At 47.0% G+C, this 16,680-nt stretch carries 14 protein-coding genes; 5 read left to right on the top strand and 9 right to left on the bottom strand.

Translation table 11 applies throughout. The features are described from left to right. Positions 1–13: 13 nt before the first annotated feature. From ACWB0I_RS00550 to ACWB0I_RS00540, 3 genes are all read right to left on the bottom strand, one after another. Complete coding sequence (locus ACWB0I_RS00550) at positions 14–235, bottom strand: hypothetical protein (RefSeq protein WP_479386074.1); 222 nt, start codon at positions 233–235, stop codon at positions 14–16. Next, the gene (locus ACWB0I_RS00545) at positions 232–411 is read right to left on the bottom strand and encodes a DUF6567 family protein (protein ID WP_479386073.1); all 180 of its coding nucleotides are present in this window, start codon (positions 409–411) and stop codon (positions 232–234) included. Before ACWB0I_RS00545 ends, ACWB0I_RS00550 begins: the two co-directional genes overlap by 4 nt. A gap of 84 nt (positions 412–495) precedes the next feature. After that, on the bottom strand, positions 496–1,716 hold the full coding sequence (locus ACWB0I_RS00540; RefSeq protein ID WP_479386072.1) for an ROK family transcriptional regulator: 1,221 nt from the start codon (positions 1,714–1,716) through the stop codon (positions 496–498). A 149-nt stretch (positions 1,717–1,865) separates the two neighbouring features. Here ACWB0I_RS00540 and ACWB0I_RS00535 point away from each other — a divergent pair, with 149 nt between their 5' ends. The 3 genes from ACWB0I_RS00535 to ACWB0I_RS00525 are packed head-to-tail and all read left to right on the top strand — an operon-like array spanning position 1,866 to position 6,929. Further along, a complete protein-coding gene (locus tag ACWB0I_RS00535; RefSeq protein WP_479386071.1) occupies positions 1,866–3,332 on the top strand; it encodes a citrate transporter in 1,467 nt (488 codons plus the stop codon). A 13-nt stretch (positions 3,333–3,345) separates the two neighbouring features. Then, on the top strand, positions 3,346–5,517 hold the full coding sequence (locus ACWB0I_RS00530; protein WP_479386070.1) for a hydantoinase/oxoprolinase family protein: 2,172 nt from the start codon (positions 3,346–3,348) through the stop codon (positions 5,515–5,517). After that, positions 5,514–6,929, top strand: a complete 1,416-nt coding sequence (locus ACWB0I_RS00525) for a DUF5009 domain-containing protein (RefSeq protein ID WP_479386069.1) — start codon at positions 5,514–5,516, stop codon at positions 6,927–6,929. Before ACWB0I_RS00530 ends, ACWB0I_RS00525 begins: the two co-directional genes overlap by 4 nt. Positions 6,930–6,931: 2 nt before the next feature. Here the strand turns inward: ACWB0I_RS00525 and ACWB0I_RS00520 are convergent, their stop codons facing one another. The 3 genes from ACWB0I_RS00520 to ACWB0I_RS00510 all read right to left on the bottom strand — a co-directional run bounded on the left by ACWB0I_RS00520 (position 6,932) and on the right by ACWB0I_RS00510 (position 11,259). Continuing rightward, complete coding sequence (locus ACWB0I_RS00520) at positions 6,932–7,663, bottom strand: NAD(P)H-hydrate epimerase (RefSeq protein WP_479386068.1); 732 nt, start codon at positions 7,661–7,663, stop codon at positions 6,932–6,934. Between the two features lie 204 nt (positions 7,664–7,867). Continuing rightward, positions 7,868–9,178, bottom strand: a complete 1,311-nt coding sequence (locus ACWB0I_RS00515) for a hypothetical protein (RefSeq protein ID WP_479386067.1) — start codon at positions 9,176–9,178, stop codon at positions 7,868–7,870. A gap of 17 nt (positions 9,179–9,195) precedes the next feature. Beyond that, positions 9,196–11,259 carry a hypothetical protein gene (locus tag ACWB0I_RS00510; protein ID WP_479386066.1) on the bottom strand — a complete coding sequence of 688 codons (2,064 nt, stop codon included), beginning with the start codon at positions 11,257–11,259 and terminating at the stop codon, positions 9,196–9,198. Positions 11,260–11,348: 89 nt separating this feature from the next. On the opposite strand from ACWB0I_RS00510, the gene ACWB0I_RS00505 reads away from it, so the two are divergent. Continuing rightward, positions 11,349–11,813: an archease gene (locus ACWB0I_RS00505; protein ID WP_479386065.1), complete on the top strand. Its 465-nt coding sequence runs from the start codon at positions 11,349–11,351 to the stop codon at positions 11,811–11,813. A 72-nt stretch (positions 11,814–11,885) separates the two neighbouring features. Next, positions 11,886–13,340, top strand: a complete 1,455-nt coding sequence (locus ACWB0I_RS00500) for an RtcB family protein (RefSeq protein ID WP_479386064.1) — start codon at positions 11,886–11,888, stop codon at positions 13,338–13,340. 249 nt (positions 13,341–13,589) lie between these two features. On the opposite strand, the gene ACWB0I_RS00495 is transcribed toward ACWB0I_RS00500, so the two are convergent. Genes ACWB0I_RS00495 through ACWB0I_RS00485 form a run of 3 tightly spaced genes read right to left on the bottom strand, consistent with a single transcriptional unit; the run spans position 13,590 to position 16,678 of the window. Then, positions 13,590–13,904 (bottom strand): stress response translation initiation inhibitor YciH, encoded by a 315-nt coding sequence (locus ACWB0I_RS00495; RefSeq protein ID WP_479386063.1) that lies wholly within the window; start codon positions 13,902–13,904, stop codon positions 13,590–13,592. After that, a complete protein-coding gene (locus ACWB0I_RS00490) occupies positions 13,904–15,241 on the bottom strand; it encodes an FAD-dependent oxidoreductase (protein WP_479386062.1) in 1,338 nt (445 codons plus the stop codon). The genes ACWB0I_RS00495 and ACWB0I_RS00490 overlap by 1 nt, the downstream gene beginning before the upstream one ends. Before the next feature lie 12 nt (positions 15,242–15,253). Then, positions 15,254–16,678 (bottom strand): transglutaminase-like domain-containing protein, encoded by a 1,425-nt coding sequence (locus ACWB0I_RS00485; RefSeq protein WP_479386061.1) that lies wholly within the window; start codon positions 16,676–16,678, stop codon positions 15,254–15,256. Between the last annotated feature and the right edge of the window lie 2 nt (positions 16,679–16,680).

Raw genomic sequence — 16,680 nt, 5'->3', positions numbered from 1 at the left:
GCCCGCCGTTGAATCAAGGAAACTGAACGACATCGGCGCGGACAACCAACTTGATTTTATTGAACAGCAAAAAGTTTGCAATTTGTGTGTCGTACCGAATATTGATCAGGGCCAGTCTCTGCCCTTTCAAATCTTTCCCAAATTCTTTTTCAACATTTTTCCAGAGATTTTTTAACGCTTCCTGGTACAGAGCATCTGTTCCTGAAATTTTGATTAAAGAGAGCGCCTGGGTCAAGAGGCAAAGCCGATTAAATAAGATGCCGTGGCTTCTCCAGTGACGTCCGTAGCCACAAGGCTAAAGTTGCTGTCACTCAATTCCACAACCGTCTGGTTAGCGCTTAAAAACAAACCGGAATTGACACAACCGGAGAGGATGACGATCAGTGCTAAAAATAGAAAAGTTCTACGCATGATTACTCCTTCTGCAAAAAAATATGATCACATGTGCAAAAAGTTAGAGGGCCTTCCGTTTCTAATCAATGTTTGCCGTTACATTCAAAATTTTTGCTTGGTTACTGCGGTTCGCGATTCAAAAATCACTTGAAGGGCCAGGGCAATGGTTCCCTGAATGCTGGCTTTATTTCCCAGCGCCCCTTTCACAATCTTTGTTTTCAAAAAGGGCACATCATGAACTCTTAGTTGAATATTATGCATGACCTGTTCAAAGAGATACGGGCTACTATCGATCACCTTTCCGCAAAGGATCAGTAATTCGGGATTGATTATTTTATTAAGAGTCGAGCAGGCCAGGGCCAGTAAATAGGCAAATTCATCAAGAATCTCCTTAATCTCCTCAAAAAAGAGTTTTGATTTCAGGATGCGTTCCAGGTTCATGCGTTTTAAATCGTATTTGCCGGCCAATTTTTTGATAATCACCTCTTCCAGGTAGGCTTCGGATAAAATATCTCCAAAATACTTCTGCCCATGGTACAAATGGGGCAGCCGATTTACCGGTTCGCAAAAGCGTTCCAATTCTAAATAGCCCAATTCTCCGGCGCCGCCGCTGTAGCCTTGAATCAACTGATTATTAATAACCAGCCCAGCGCCAATGCCTTCGCCGATCCACACACAACCAATATTTGAATTTTCTTTGCCTGCCCCTAAAATACTTTCAGCCAGAGCGACAACATTCACATCATTTTCAATAAAAACCGGCACCTTAAATTCCTGGGTGAACCTATCTACCAGGGGAAAGCCGGCCCAACCGCGCAGAGTATCGGCAAAACTCAACTCTCCTTTCTGGTAATCAATCAATCCCGGAATGCCAATTCCTATGGAAATGATTTGCTGTCTGTCAACACCTGCGCTTTCCAGCAAACCAGCAATTTTGTCAAACACTTTTTTCAAGACTTTTTCCGGCGGGCTGCCCACGGCCATTTTGAAACGCACCGTATTGACTATTTCGGCTTCGATATTGGCCAACGCGATCTGAACTTCCCGTCGTTTAAAAGCAACGCCAATGACATAGTGTTGCTCCGGATTGAGTTTTACCAGCGACGGCCTTTTACCGCCTCTGCTGGTAGACTCTCCTTTGCCAATATCGAGTACAAACCCGGCGTCAATCAGGCGGTTGATGATATCAAACACAGCCACTTTGGACATCTGTACGCGGCGCGCCACCTCAATGCGCGAAATGGGACCCTCTTCACGAATAAGATTGAGAATTTGAATCTCGTTCAAAAGTTTAATTAATTGCGTATCTGCTTTTTTGAACATTTTATGAAACCCTGCTCTTTAACGTCGGAAAATGGGAAAAAATTTTGTGCAATGTATTTTAAAGTTAGTTAACTTACATTACCAAATACATGGTAAATATACGTGTTTTTTGAAAAAAAATAAAGTTAATCATTGAGTTTTTTGGTTTCATGGAACTGCTTCAAATTGTAACCATCATCGTCATTTTTGTTTTCATGGCGGGCGCCATGTTTTTCAGGAGAATTCCGGCGCTCCTTGCCCTACCCCTCATGGCCTTTTTCATTCCCCTGGTAAGCGGCGTTTCCTTAAACCATATTTTACAACTGGTCATCGGGCAAGGCGCATTACGACTGCATAATGCGTACACCATTGTCCTGTTTGGTAGCATGCTCAGCGTGTTTTTACAAAAGACCGGCGTGGCCCATAATCTGATCAAGTATGGTGCAGAGCTGGCCGGAGACAGTCCCTGGGGTATTTCGCTACTCATGCTCGTTTTAATCACCGCCCTTTTTACCACTTTAGGCGGATTGGGCGCTATCATCATGGTAGCCACCATTGTACTGCCCATCCTGTCGGCTATTGGTCTGCGCCCCCTTACCGTAGCCAGCATCTTTCTGATCGGTCTTTCCATGGGTGGCATTTTAAACGTCGGTAACTGGGCCGTGTACATCGATGTGATGAACCTGACGGTAGAGCAGATTCGGCCTTTTGCTTTGCTGATGTTCCTGGTTACCTTCATTATGGCCATGGCTTACATCACCATTGAACTGTATCGTAGCGGACAAAATTTGCCTTTAAAAAAGATCGTCCGAAACAGCGTTTTGACTTTAATTCTGTTGATTCTTTTCTTTACAGCGTACCGGTTTCTTCCGGAGCAGCAAAAATTTTTACTCCATGGCATTTCAGGGCAAATCTTTCATCTTTTTAAATGGATTGTGGCCGGGTTTTTGCTCCTTTCTTTTCTGTTTTCCATTCAATTTGCTTTTAACAGAAAACGGGCCAACCAGGAACCGGCCATATTCTGGACAGCTTACCTCAGTCCTATCCTGCCCCTGTTATTGATTTTATTGTTCGAGATGAATTTTATTGCGGCCTTTATTTGCGGATTGATTTTTTGCTATTTTGCCACTTACCGAAAAGGCCATCTAAACACATTCATCGGTGCGCTGTTAGAAGGCGGAGCGGTGGTTATGCCCGCCGTGGTGCTGATGCTGGGCATTGGCATGCTGCTGAACGCCATTATGGGGCCAGCTGGTTTTAGTACCGATCCCTGGCCAGTACTGCGCCTTTTGCAGCCTTTCATCAGTAAATTGGTTCCTGCCAGCGGTTTTGTTTACGTTCTGCTCTTTGGGCTGGCCGCGCCTTTGGCTTTGTACCGTGGCCCGCTGAACGTGTGGGGCATGGGCTATGGACTGGCGGCTGTCTTTCTGGCCAGCGGCCTTAATCCCGGAGCGGTAATGGGACTATTAATGGCAGTAGGCCAGGTGCAGGGCATTAGCGATCCCACAAACACGCACAATGTGTGGCTGGCCAATGAGCTGAAAGTGGACGTGCAGAAAATCCTCTGGAATACCCTGCCCTACACCTGGGCTGTCGCTTTTGTGGGCTTAATCCTTTCGGCAATGATGTTTTATTAAGGCGAAATGGAACATGACAGAGAATCAGACTCGGCGCAAGATAAAAATCGGAATTGACGTGGGCGGCACTTTTACACACGCCGTGGCCATCGATATTTCGGATTACCGGCTTTTGGGCAAAGCCTGTGTGCCCACCACGCACCGGGCCAAAGAAGGCGTGGCCAAAGGCGTCATCGATTCGCTGCAACGTGTGCTCCAAACAGCGCAGGTGCATCCAGCTGAGGTGGTTTTGATCGCCCATTCCACCACCCAGGCCACCAATGCTTTACTGGAAGGCGACCTGGCCCCGGTGGGCATTATTGGCATGGGCAAGGGCCTGCAGGCCCGGCTGGCCCGGCGCGAAACGCGGCTAAAAAATCTTGAACTGGCGCCAGGCAAATATTTGCAAACCTTCTACCGTTTCTTAAATACAGATCAACCCCCGTCCAGTGAAATAATCCAAAAGACAATACAGGAGCTCATTGACCAGGGAGCGCAGGTTATTGTGGCCAGCGAGGCTTTTGGCGTGGACCATCCACAGAATGAATTAAGGGTCAAAGAGCTTGCCCAACAACTGGGCTACCTGGCCACGGCGGCCAGCGAACTGACCAAATTGTACGGTCTGCGCATTCGAACGCGCACCGCGGCCATCAACGCCGGCATGCTGCCCAAAATGCTGGAAACAGCGCAGCTCACCGAAGAAGCGGTACGCCAGAGTGGCATCACCGCGCCCTTAATGATCATGCGCTCCGACGGCGGAATTATGGACATCAACGAGATGCGCAAGCGCCCCATTTTAACCATGCTTTCCGGACCGGCTGCAGGCGTGGCCGCCGCCTTGATGTACGTCAAAATTTCCGACGGAATCTTTATCGAAGTGGGCGGAACTTCTACCGATATCTCAATCATCAAGCACGGCAAACCGCAGGTCAAAACAGCCAGTGTCGGCGGACATCGTTTGTACATTAAAACACTGGATGTGCGCACCCTGGGCATCGCCGGCGGCTCCATGCCCCGTCTTTCCGCAAAACGCATTATCGATGTAGGCCCGCGCAGCGCGCACATCGCCAACTTACATTACGTCTCGTTTGCTGAAAATGAATCATTTGAAGAATTTGAAATCGTCCACTTTCAGCCCCTGCCCGGGGATCCGCAGGACTATTTTTACATCAAACCGCCCCATACTCAAAAGCGTTACGTCATTACGCCCACCGGCGCGGCAAATTTTCTGGGGCTGGTTAAAGAGATCGACCACGGGACGGCCAATTTCAAAGCCTTAAACACTTTTTTTAAGGTCTTTGCGCAAAAACTCGGGCAATCCGCAGAAAACATTGCCCGCCAGATTCTGATCATTGCAGCCGAAAAAATTAAACCGACCATCCGCCAACTAATGCGCGAATACAAACTGGATCGGGACCTCATCCGCCTGGCGGGAGGTGGAGGAGGCGCGCCCGCAATCGTTCCCTTTACCGCAGAACATCTTAAGCTGCCCTTCTCCATTGCCAAAAATACCGAAGTTCTGTCGGCTATCGGAGCAGCGCTGGGCATCATCCGCGATACCGTTGAACGCACGGTAATCCATCCTACCGAGGCCGATATTCTGTCCATCCGCCAGGAAGCAGTGGAGAGCGTCCAGGCCATGGGAGCTATTCCGGAAAGCATTGAAGTTAGTGTGGAAGTGGATGCGCGCAACAAACGTTTGATCGCCATTGCCACTGGTTCCGGAGAACTGCGCATGCGCGATCTGCGGTTACAACCCAAATCGGACGAAGAGCTGCGCGAGCTGGCCGCCCAACTTTTACATTGTCCTAAAGAAGAAGTTACCTTGCAGGCTAAGACCTCGCAACTCCTAACTTTTAGCGCCATTCGAACTCAAAAGCGTCTTTTCGGGCTGATCAAACACAGTTACCAGACCGTGCGCGTACTGGATCGCGAAGGCGTGGTGCGCTTGCAATTGAACGATTGCCAGATTGTTCAAACGCGGGTTGAGGGCGTTCGAGCCCGAATCAATGCGCTGCTGGAAGCCTTAACCACTTTTGGCGATGCCGGCCCATTACTTCCGGATCTCTTTTTACTGGTTTCAGCGCGCATCATTGATTTTTCCGGATTGGTGGAGGCCAGTCAGATTGCAGCGCTGGTCGATGTGGAGTTAAAGCGTCTGCCGCCGGACGAAGCAGTGGTACTCATTGGAGCCCGAAAACAATGACCAACACAACAGAGCGCGCCCTGAATTTGGACGCCTTGCGAGGCTTTGCCATTCTGTCCATGGTTTTAGCAGGCACTATTCCTTACACCGGTTTACCGGCCTGGATGTACCACGCGCAACTCCCGCCGCCGGATCGAACCTTTAACCCCAACCTGCCCGGTTTTACCTGGGTAGACCTGGTCTTCCCGCTCTTTCTATTTTGCCTGGGAGCGGCCATTCCTCTGGCTTTAGGGCGCCGCTTACAACAACACTCTGTTCCAAAGGTCTTGTTGCACATTGTCGAACGAACCGTCTTACTCGCTTTTTTTGCCATTTTTCTCTTTCACGTGCGCCCCCACATCATCGATCCGCACCTCTCCACAAGGGCCTGGCTGCTGAGCCTGGCCGGTTTTATCATCCTGTTTGCTCTTTTTGTCAAACTACCAGAACGCTGGCCTTTCCGCCTTCGTTTAATTTTTAAAATTATTGTCTGGCTGCTGGCAGAGGGCCTGTTAGTCAGCCTGCGTTATCCTGATGGTTCCGGTTTTTCTCTTTACCGCTCGGACATCATCCTTATTGTCTTGACCAATGTTTACTTTTCGGGCTCATTAATCTGGCTTTTAACACGAAACCGTTTACTTGCCCGGCTGGGCATATTAGGCATTTTGTTGGGCATCCGACTGGCACACACAGAGCCGGGCTGGATTCACTGGCTGTGGGAGTTTCGTCCGCTGCCCTGGTTGTATTCGCTTTACTACCACCAGTATTTATTTTTAGTCATTCCTGGAACCATCATTGGCGAAGCTTTGCTGGTCTGGCAAAAAAGACTCAAGTCCTCACCCACACCGGCCTTTCGCTGGCCCTACTGGAAACAAATAAGCGTGGCCCTGCTCATGCTTGCGATTTTACTGTTGAATTTAATCGGTCTGCAATGCCGATGTCTTCTGATTAACCATCTGGGCACCTTGATCCTGCTATTAAGCGCCTGGTTGCTGTTAAGAAACAGCCAGACGCCCACGGAGAACTTTCTTAAACAGATCTTTCTATGGGGCTGCTACTGGATAGTGGTTGGTATAGTTTTTGAACCATACGAAGGGGGGATCAAAAAGGATCATCCGACCATGAGTTACTACCTGGTAAGCGCCGGGTTTTCCATTTTTCTGTTGACGGCCTTCACCATTCTGGAATCGGTATTCAAACGACCATTCTGGCTAAAGTGGCTGGCCGGCAATGGGCAAAACCCCATGGTGGCCTACGTGGGCTTTGCCAATTTCTTATGGCCTATTCTCTCTTTAAGCGGCCTGGCTGCTTTGTTGGATCAATGGACGTCATTCTCGCCCTGGCTTGGTTTTGGGAAAGGTGCGCTTTACACCGTTACTGTGGCTTTTGGCGTGTACGTTTTGTCTAAAAACAAAATCTACTGGAAAACCTGAACTCAGCTCTGGCGCAAAATATTAATACGAAACCGCTGGCCCCAGATTTCAGGTTCAAAGGGAACTTTTGCAAGTTCAAAACATTGTTCCGGAATACCAATGTCCGCTAAAATGAGCTGCCCGCAGGAAGCATTGTGTAAACCGTGCTTGGGTATGGCCAGCGTCAGAGTGAGGTGGGCTTTAAAAAACCGGCCCGGCGCCAGGCCGCTGGTAGCATCAACACCGGAAGGGATGTCCAGTGCCAATTTAAAGGCCTGCTGCTGATTGGCCCAATCAATAACCATGGCCGTCTCGCCTTCGGGCGCTCCGCGCAAACTATAGCCAATGAGTCCATCCATGATCACATCGGCATGAAGGTGCTCCAGGGCCTGCCTGTCGACGATTTGACCTTTTGCAGCTTTGAAAATTTTTAACTGATGTTCAGCGGCTGCGCTCAAAGATCGTTTGTGGCCCAGGTAAACCAGCACATTCAATCCACGATTGCGTAAATGCCTGGCCGCGCAAATGGCGCCACCGCCATTGCCTCCTCCGCCGGCCAAAATTAAATAGGTCGCCTGCCGCCAGGTTTGGGGCAAGGCTTCCATGGCCGTAAGAGCCAGGTTCCTTCCGGCATGCTCCATCATCTGCAAAAGGGACGGCCCGGTCAGCTCTGTGGCAATGCGATCAATTTCCCGCATCTGTTCTGCGCTAACAGCAGGCACCACCCGACCTTCTTCAGTCATAAATTTGGCCAAAATGTTCACCTCTTTTTAAATTCCGTAGACGCCTTTACATGGGAAGCACAAAAAAGAACATCCGGCAGCTAAGGTTGCCGTACACAATCCTACAAGCGTTTTTTTCTGCCCTAAAAAAAATCATGCCCATTTTGGAACTCATGAATCCCAAAACAGGCATGTCTCATCAAGTGCAATGGTAAACTATACTTGATCCACTATGGATTACAATTTGAGCATGACACTAAATGCCATAAACAAGCCTTCCGAGTGGGTTGGCCACAGGGCATTTTTCATGGCCATGGAAAAATCAAAGGTAAAATATTTAAGATCAATACCACTGCCGGCGGCCAGTAAAAAGCCGCTGTTCCCGCCAACGGAAAAGCCTCCGCGAAGGGGCAGCCAACAGAGGGGCCGGTAATAGACTCCCGCCCCAAAGCGTGGTGTAGTTGCATTCCCAAAAGCCCGATCCAGGCCCTGGACGTATTCGGCTGTAAAAGTCAAATTCTTTTTGAATTGGTAGGCCGCTCCCAGACGCATGACTGTAGGCAGATCCATGGAAAAACCATCCATTGCCTCTGTTGTGTCTACCGTCGATTCTTCCGATACAGGGTCCAGATCGGTATCATGGTAAATTTTAAAACGGTGATAGCTTGTTAACATGAACTGCTCGGCATTGCTGCTCACATCCATGGAACCAAACAGATCAATAAAACTGAGGCCAAAGTACCAGTCCTTTTTAAAACGGGTCGATAGGCCCAGATTAATTCCACGCCCTTTGGCAACCGGGCTTCCCCCATCCGAAACAGCCTGACGTGCTCTGATATTTAAGGTCGACTCATTGATTTCGTATTCATCGTACTGGGTACGGTTAATGGTTATATCCGATTGCTCAATTTCGGACACGGCCATAGAGATGTAATAGTTGATGCCGATGCCCACAGCCAGATAAGAAAAATCCGGCAAATATTTTTTAATCTGCAAAAATGGGTATCCATAAGCCAGAGCGACCTTCACACCGCCAAAGGCAGAACCGCTGACAAAATTGTTGATGGTTCTATGGTACTCTCTGCTGTAGGTATCGCCAAAGAATGCTAATTCCAATGGAGTTTTGTCTTCGAATGGGATTAATTGGCCCATAACCATCGGCTGCACAGCAAGGGCAAAATTATTAAAAGCAAAGCCCAGGGCATTGGCAGCTACATTGGTATGAATTTTCCAACCGGAATTGGGAATAATATCGTAGAATTCTTTCTGTTTACTTTCAGACCAGCGGTTTTCTTCCTGATCTGTAACAAAAAAGTAGTTGTAATCATTAAGGCTGAAACTATTGTTGAACAATCCCAGATTGAGACCGATCAGGTTAAGCTCAAATACATTGCCGCGTGGTAGGGCCACATTGGCCGGGTTGTAATTAACAGCCTGAACGCCACGTGAAATGACCGCAAAGTTATCTCCAAGCCCGAGGGCCACCCCATCAAATCCCTGAGCCAATAGACTGGCGGCCATGACGAACGTTAAAACAATCTTTTTCATAACGAACTCCATTTTTGTTAAAACCTGACTGTAAAATTAATCTTAATAAAACCAGTCAGTTCAATTTTATCACTGGTACGTACCTTTACTTTGGTTTTACCGGTTGGCAATAGTTTTGCCATTTGTTTAAAATAAATAGGCGATTTTTGAAAGAGCTGCATCTGTTTTTGATTTAGTTTGATGCCCACTTCGCTTTCCGTTGGCGCGCTGACATAGCCATCGGCCCCAATGGTTCCCGATTGGATATTGGCCTCTAATACAATCTTTTTACTCGAGTCGCTGATCGTTGTAGAATTGACCTGGGATGAATCTTCCGCCAGAACAAATGTAAATTGCGTGCCAAATGGCGTTCCATTGCGGATGATCAAGCGGAATTCACTGTCATTCCAGTCATTTGCCAGGCGATCTCTCACATCCTGATCAATATCATCTCTCCGAATACTGTCTATCTTGCTCTCATAGGTCACCGGATTTTCCAGTTTAAAAAAGAGTGGCGTCTCCACCGAAAAGAGGGCCCTTACGCCTTCCCCCAGGGCCACCGTTCCCTGTCCTTCCACAGTGGCCTGGCCGCTGAATTCAATTTTTTCCGGCAAAAGAGAAAACAGATCAATAATGCTATTGGGCGTTTGATAATTTTTGTCCAGTACAATTTCGGTGTAAGGAGCCTGGCTGGAAGCCTTAATCCACTCATCAACAACCATGGTCTTCTCTTCTGTGTTGTTACTGGCTTTTAGATTCAATACCAGATGCACCGGGATGTCTATCTGATTCTCTATTCTGAATTTTAACTGCAAATCTTCCAGGATCAAACCACTGCCATTGATTTTTTCAAAAAAATCGCTATTGTCCACGGTATCCGGGTCGATTTGAACCACCACCGGCTCAAGAATTCCCGTGATGCTCTGGAATACAATATCAGTAAAGTCAACATCTACAGCAATTTGATCTGTCTCTTTTATGGTCACAATCTGATCATTGGAATGAACGGTCGATTCAATGTGCACGTGAATGGAATCCAGCGGCTGACCAGGCTGATTTGAATTTTGAATGAGCAATCCGGCTAAATTAATTTGTCGGCTGGTATTTTCGTTGGGTTGCAAATCAAGTTCGATGCGCTCGGGTTGCCCATTTTTGATTATTTCGGGTAGGGTGATGATAGAATGCGAATATAATGGCAAATTATTTTGAATATTTAAAGTCAATAGTCCCTCTTTAACCGTAGCCATAATGATTTTATGTTCATTCTGAGGCATGGCGATGCTCTGATCTTTGGCAAAACTTTGTTCAGGCACCTTAGCGTCTGCCTCACTTACCTCAATATCTTCGATGGTAAGAATAGAATAAATTGTGCCATTTTTTTGTTCATCGGTTACCACCTGAATGGTGTCAGAACCGGCAATAGGAATGGTGTATTTCAGTAAGAAATGGTTGCTCACAGTTAGACCACTTAAATCAACCACATCGCTCTGCGTAACCGCGTAAGGTTCAATTGGATCACTGAAAATGATTGAGGTGATCAAGGTGGGGTTGGGGCTATCATTATTGTACACATCAATTTTCATTCCGGCGTCCACTTTAATAAACAGATCATTGTGGAAGGTGAGATAAATTTTGCCTTTTTTAATAACCGCCCTTTCAAAAAAGTCGTAAGTCACCTCTTTAGGATCAGGAGTAACTGTTCGACCCGGATAGGGCGGGATGGTGTCTCTGGCGATTAGTTGTGGAGGCAGAAGTTCACTTAAAGTGATTTCGGTTGATTTTACCTCGGTCTTTTGCTGCAATTTAATGGGCCCAATTTTTGCTTCAAAATGGGCATTTTCAGGTGTGACTGTCAGGTCTGATTCCTGCACTTTTTGCCAATCCGTACTGTCGTTCATATTAAAACGAACGATGGCCTGCCCATCCTGTGTCGTATCCGCCAACAGAGTGGAATCGTTTACCAATTTTTTTAATGTAATACTCTGGATTGGCAATTCAATTTTCCAGGTCGTGTCCCACACGGGAGGATCGGGTTTTTCAATAGTACAGGAGTAAGTTAAAAAAAGCAGCGCTCCAAGCACGGCAAATAATCTTTTCAACATCAGTTGTCTCTCCTTCTATTTTTTTTTACCTTATTAAAGATCGTCAAGTTTCACGTTTTCCTTAATAATTTAGAACAACTGGGAAAACCATGGACAAAATGATTCCTTTTAAAGAGATTGAACACACCGCGGACATCGGTTTACAGATTTTTGGCCGCGACCTGAACGAACTGTTCAGTAATGCCCTTCACGGTTTTTACGCGCTCGTTTTTGGTAGTTTAAAAAATTTTCAAAACATTTCAACCCTTTCTACGCCCATAAAGGAAATAAAACAAATTCGAATTAATGAAGCCACTCTGGAAGACTTGCTGGTCTCGTTTTTGAGTGAAATCAACTTCAATTTGCAGGTTCATCATCGGCTATTTGTTCCTTTACACTATCTAAAAATTGAACCAAAAGGGCATCGTTATCTTCTATTAATGGAAAGCGGTCAGATCATTTTAAAGGAAAATGGGCTGAACCATTTAATGGAAATAAAAGCGGTGACCTACCACGGAATAGAAATCGCTAAACAGGACAAAGGCTACGAGGTAACCGTTATTTTTGACATTTAACAGACCAATGGAAACTAAAACACCTGGTCACTCGTTTTTAATGTGCAGACCCATTGAGGTGAGGAGCTACCCATGGCAAAAGCTAAAATCCCCATTAAAAAAATCGAAGAGAACCTTTACCAGATAGAACCATTCGGAGGTATGTTAAAACCGGGCCGGATTTATGCTTCAGAATCCATGATGTCCGATTTATTGGAAGAAGAAGCGCCTCTGCAACAGGTCATCAATGTGGCCCACCTGCCAGGCGTTGAAAAATATGCTCTGGCCATGCCCGACATTCATTGGGGATATGGATTTCCCATTGGTGGTGTGGCCGCTACCGACTGGAACGAGGGGGTCATTTCTCCAGGCGGCGTTGGCTACGATATCAATTGTGGCATGCGATTGATCCGAACCAATTTAACCGATCAGGAGGTAAAAAAGCGTTTACAAAAACTGGTGGAAGAACTGTTTAAAGCCATTCCCACAGGAGTTGGGGCCTCCCACGCCATTAAAAAACTGTCTAAAAACGAATTAAAAAAAGTTGCCCAGGAAGGTGTGAATTGGGTCATTGAACAGGGCTTTGGGCGCCCAGAAGACCTGGAAGTAATCGAAGAGAAGGGGAAACTGCCCTCCGCAGATTTTTCCGTTGTCAGTCAACGGGCTGTGGAGCGCGGCCTGGACCAGTTGGGCACTTTAGGTTCCGGTAATCACTTCCTGGAAATTGACGTGGTTGAACGCATTTACGATGAACAAAAAGCAGCCGCACTTGGCTTGTTCTTAGGACAGATTGTGTTGCTAGTCCATACCGGTTCCCGCGGATTTGGTTACCAGATTTGCGATGACTACCTGAAAGTAATGGGCAAAGCGGCGCAGAAATACCATTTAAATCTTCCAGACCGCCAGCTGGCCGCAGCGCCCATCCAGAGCCCTGAGGGTCAGGACTATTTTGCAGCCATGTCCTGCGCTGCCAATTTTGCCTGGAGCAATCGTCAGGTCATCATGGATTTAGCCCGACGCGTTTTCAAAAAGGTTTTCAATATCTCGGATGCGGATCTGCAATTTCATTTAGTGTACGATGTTTCGCACAATATTGCTAAGAAAGAGAAACATCAAGTGGGAGATGAAGAAAAGACGGTCTGCGTTCACCGGAAAGGGGCAACCCGGGCTTTGGGGCCCGAACATCCTCTGTTGCCGGAACGATATCGTTCCATTGGTCAGCCGGTGCTCATTCCGGGCGACATGGGGCGCTACTCTTTTGTTTGCATCGGCACACAAAAAGCCATGGAAGAGACCTTTGGCAGCACCTGCCACGGCGCAGGACGTTTGTTAAGCCGACGCCAGGCCAAAAAAGCCGGAGCCGGACGTAACCTGGTCAAAGAGCTCTCGGATCAAGGGGTAATTATTCAGGCCAGAGGTCGGGCTACCATTGCCGAAGAGATGCCCGAAGCCTACAAAGATGTGCAATCGGTGGTAAATGTAATGCACCAGAGTGGGATTAGCCTTAAAGTGGCCCGTCTTAAACCGATCGGTGTGATCAAAGGTTAAGGCAGCAGAGGCGAGTTATTCAATTAAAAATTAAAAAATTACGAGTTACGAATTATTTTGCGAAGGGCCAGGTTGTGCCCAGGGGGTTAAGGCCTGTGCTGGCCTGTCATTCTGATCTCACTTTAAACGTAATTTGAGCTTTAGCTCGAAGCTTTTGTTATAGCGAAGAAAGCATCAAACGCAGGTTTGATGCCGGCGTCTACCGACTGATTGAATTTACCCCTCGCCCAACCTTATGATTGAACGCGCTCATCCTCCGGAAAATTTGGTTTTCAAGCCCTGTTTGTTTAAGAATTCTGCAATCTTTTGCCGATGATCGCCCTGAATTTCAACCGTGTCCCCCTTAACGGTTCCACCGGCGCCGCAAAGCTGTTGCAGCTCTTTTTTCCAGTTTTTCAGATTACCACTCAGTCCAGTTATCAGAGTCACGGTTTTGCCGCCCCGCCCTTTGCTCACTCTTTGCAGATAGACCGGCCCGATTTTTGATGGCCTTTCTTTTGAAACCTCATCCCCTTTTTTCTTCCAGTTAGGATCTGTTGAATACACAAGCTTGCCTCTGACCATTATCTGACTCCCACTATGTTTTCCAGTCGGGCGGGCAAATGTTTTTTCACCCACAATTTGTAATTGCCGCTGTAGCCAACCTTTTCCTGTAATTGTTTAGCCGAATCTTCGATGTGTGCGATCTGTTTTCTGCTTAAATCCGGCTGGTTTTTGATGACTTCCAATACCGAATTAACGCGCCGATCGGCTAATTGGCTGCGTTCTTCAAACAATTTTTGATAGTCGCCTGAATTCAGCGAGAAATATTCATCGACAATAAATTCTGTCACCTTTTTGCTGTGCAACATGGATTGGCGGATATTGCCGCGCCCCGTTACGGTATTGCCTAAAGCAAATACCCGCCCCAACCCCCTTATCTTCCCATTTTCCGGATTTTCCACATCGAACAATTCCCCCTTCATGGGAATACCAGGTAACGGTTCCGGGATGGCTCCAATGGCCGAAATAACCAGGTTGGTTTGCACCTTAACCAATGTTTCTTTTTTGCCTTTTTCCAGAAAGACCAATCCCATCAGTTGTCCATCTTTGACGATTTTATCCTTAATATGGTGTCGTTCGATCAGTTCGAAAGGGAATTTTTCTTTCAGTTTCTGGATAATCTTACGGCGCGTTTCCGCTGCCTGGTCTAATTGTTCAGGAGTCGGCTTTTCCGGTAAGATCGTCAAGGGCAACTCTTCAATGGATCGGCGGACAAAGAGTCTGGGCGGTTCAATATTCAACGCTTCCCAGGACAATCCAAATTCTTTCAAGCTCTGGAAAATGCCTTTGCGTTCAAGTTGTAACACATCGGTTTTAATCCCTTTTTCGTGCAGGCGTTGAATGGTTTGGCGAATGACCACAATTTTAATCACATCGATAGAGGCCAGCCCCCCGCCGATCACCGCCACATCTTTGTAAGGCATGATGTAATTCGGCCCCTGGTAATTGGGATCGTGACACAGATTAAACCATCTGGTAACTTCGTGCATGTAGAGCAGACCTTTACCCACATATTCGTTGATATTTTGGATGGGTAATGGTCGATCGCGCCAGGCGCCCGAGGCCAGTAAAACAGCGTCAAAATGCCACTTCTCCAGCAAATCGTGAATCTGGAAATCCCGACCCAATTTCAAATTGGGGATGAAATACACATAGGGGTTGTTCAGCTTTTGATCGATCAGATGCTCCTGACGGTCGCGCAACCGGGCATGCCATTTGGGCAATCCGAACTCCAGTTTGCCGTAAGGAATGGAATTTTGTTCAAAGACAACGCTGTAAATGCCTTTTTGCGCCAGTTGGCTGGCAGCTTCGGAACCGGCAACGGCTCCGCCAATAATGGCTATTATTTTTTTAGCCATAGACTTCACCTTCTATTGACTGACAATCTTCCACTCAAATTTCCAATCCCATTGATCAAAGTACAGATTGCCGCCGCTCCATTCCACCTCGCCGCGCTGCGAATCCACTGTCTCCGAACGAAAATGCGTTTTGGGCGGATCAAAAGGAACAGAAAAATCATCGTTAAAAATTAAGCGAAAACTATCCATTCCATTTAGATAAAAATATTTGATTTCAGGGACATCAGAAGGCCGCAGGCCATAGGTTACATCAGCCGGCACCCAGCCGTACGGTTTAAAATAGACCATGCTCCAGTCATGCATGCTGTCATCGGGCGGCTGGAACTCCCAACCGCTCTGCCAGCGGGCCGGGATGCCATTCATACGGCAAAGGGTAATGAATAACATGGACTGAATGCCGCAATCACCATGACGCGTTAGCAATGGATAAAGCGAAAGATTACGAATGGTGGAATACTCACGGGCCGAGGCCCAGGTAATATTGGTATCGATCCAGGCAAATATTTTCTGGGCAATTCGATAGGGATTGGTTTCTGTTCCGACAATCTTTTGGGAGAGTTTTTTTAAGGTGTCGCTAAACACAATGTGCGGCGGCCTTTCCTGCAGGTACTCTTTCAAAGGACCGTTTGCATCCACGGGCTGCACCTTTTCAGGATCGATGGGCACATAGACGCCGTGCGAAGTGTATTCATATTCTACCCAGAATTCGGTTGGATGATTCCCATTACTACTTTTTTCAAAATAGATGGTTCTCTGCAAACGCTCGTTGGGCGCAAGTTGAAACTGGGCAGGTTCACTATTCAGGATTTTAATATTGATTTGGCGATGGGGAATCTCTCTTGGAAAGGGAATCCAGCAACGAATGGTCTGGCCTTTGGGCACCTCATCGGGATGCACCACAATGCCCTGTTTAATGCGCAAACGAACCGGGCTACCATAGGGCAGGCCGCTTTCCTGACATTCGGCCATCACATTTTCGATATGCACATCCAAATCAAATTGTTTCTTTTTCGCTTTATTTTGCTTTTGCCAGATTTGAGCGCATTGTGGATCGAGACGAAAAAGATTACGGGCGGCGTAATTAAAATATTTCTTGTGGCCATCGATGATCTTAAATTCCAGTTTGTGCTCTCTTTCCCAGCGGGACAGGTCTTCATCGCTTACCTCGGGAATGTATTTTCGGATAAAGTCCAGCACATCCTGTCGCGATTTTGTAAAATCTTTGCGAATGCGATTCATCCGCTCTATTTCAAAGCGCAGTAAATTTTTCTCACTTTCACTTAACCGGCCATCGTTTTGAAGGCGTTTCTTAATGATCTGTTCTGCTTTGCTAAACTCTCCGCGGTCAACCATCTCCTGTAGCTCTGAAATGGTCATTTTCCGGCAGCCTGCAAACATAATCCAGACTCCTAAGAAGGTGATCACTATTTTTTTCATAA

This window comes from Caldithrix sp. (assembly GCF_056497305.1).
The sequence above is the reverse complement of the archived record's forward strand: the minus strand, read 5'-3'. Positions and strand labels throughout refer to the sequence as shown.

Excerpts from the sequence above, each read along its gene's own strand:
- ACWB0I_RS00500 (WP_479386064.1), top strand. The coding sequence starts at position 11,886 with ATGGCAAAAGCTAAAATCCCCATTAAAAAAATCGAAGAGAACCTTTAC.
- ACWB0I_RS00495 (WP_479386063.1), bottom strand. The coding sequence starts at position 13,904 with ATGGTCAGAGGCAAGCTTGTGTATTCAACAGATCCTAACTGGAAGAAA.
- ACWB0I_RS00540 (WP_479386072.1), bottom strand. The coding sequence starts at position 1,716 with ATGTTCAAAAAAGCAGATACGCAATTAATTAAACTTTTGAACGAGATT.
- ACWB0I_RS00490 (WP_479386062.1), bottom strand. The coding sequence starts at position 15,241 with ATGGCTAAAAAAATAATAGCCATTATTGGCGGAGCCGTTGCCGGTTCC.
- ACWB0I_RS00530 (WP_479386070.1), top strand. The coding sequence starts at position 3,346 with ATGACAGAGAATCAGACTCGGCGCAAGATAAAAATCGGAATTGACGTG.
- ACWB0I_RS00510 (WP_479386066.1), bottom strand. The coding sequence starts at position 11,259 with ATGTTGAAAAGATTATTTGCCGTGCTTGGAGCGCTGCTTTTTTTAACT.
- ACWB0I_RS00505 (WP_479386065.1), top strand. The coding sequence starts at position 11,349 with ATGGACAAAATGATTCCTTTTAAAGAGATTGAACACACCGCGGACATC.
- ACWB0I_RS00535 (WP_479386071.1), top strand. The coding sequence starts at position 1,866 with ATGGAACTGCTTCAAATTGTAACCATCATCGTCATTTTTGTTTTCATG.
- ACWB0I_RS00485 (WP_479386061.1), bottom strand. The coding sequence starts at position 16,678 with ATGAAAAAAATAGTGATCACCTTCTTAGGAGTCTGGATTATGTTTGCA.
- ACWB0I_RS00525 (WP_479386069.1), top strand. The coding sequence starts at position 5,514 with ATGACCAACACAACAGAGCGCGCCCTGAATTTGGACGCCTTGCGAGGC.
- ACWB0I_RS00545 (WP_479386073.1), bottom strand. The coding sequence starts at position 411 with ATGCGTAGAACTTTTCTATTTTTAGCACTGATCGTCATCCTCTCCGGT.
- ACWB0I_RS00515 (WP_479386067.1), bottom strand. The coding sequence starts at position 9,178 with ATGAAAAAGATTGTTTTAACGTTCGTCATGGCCGCCAGTCTATTGGCT.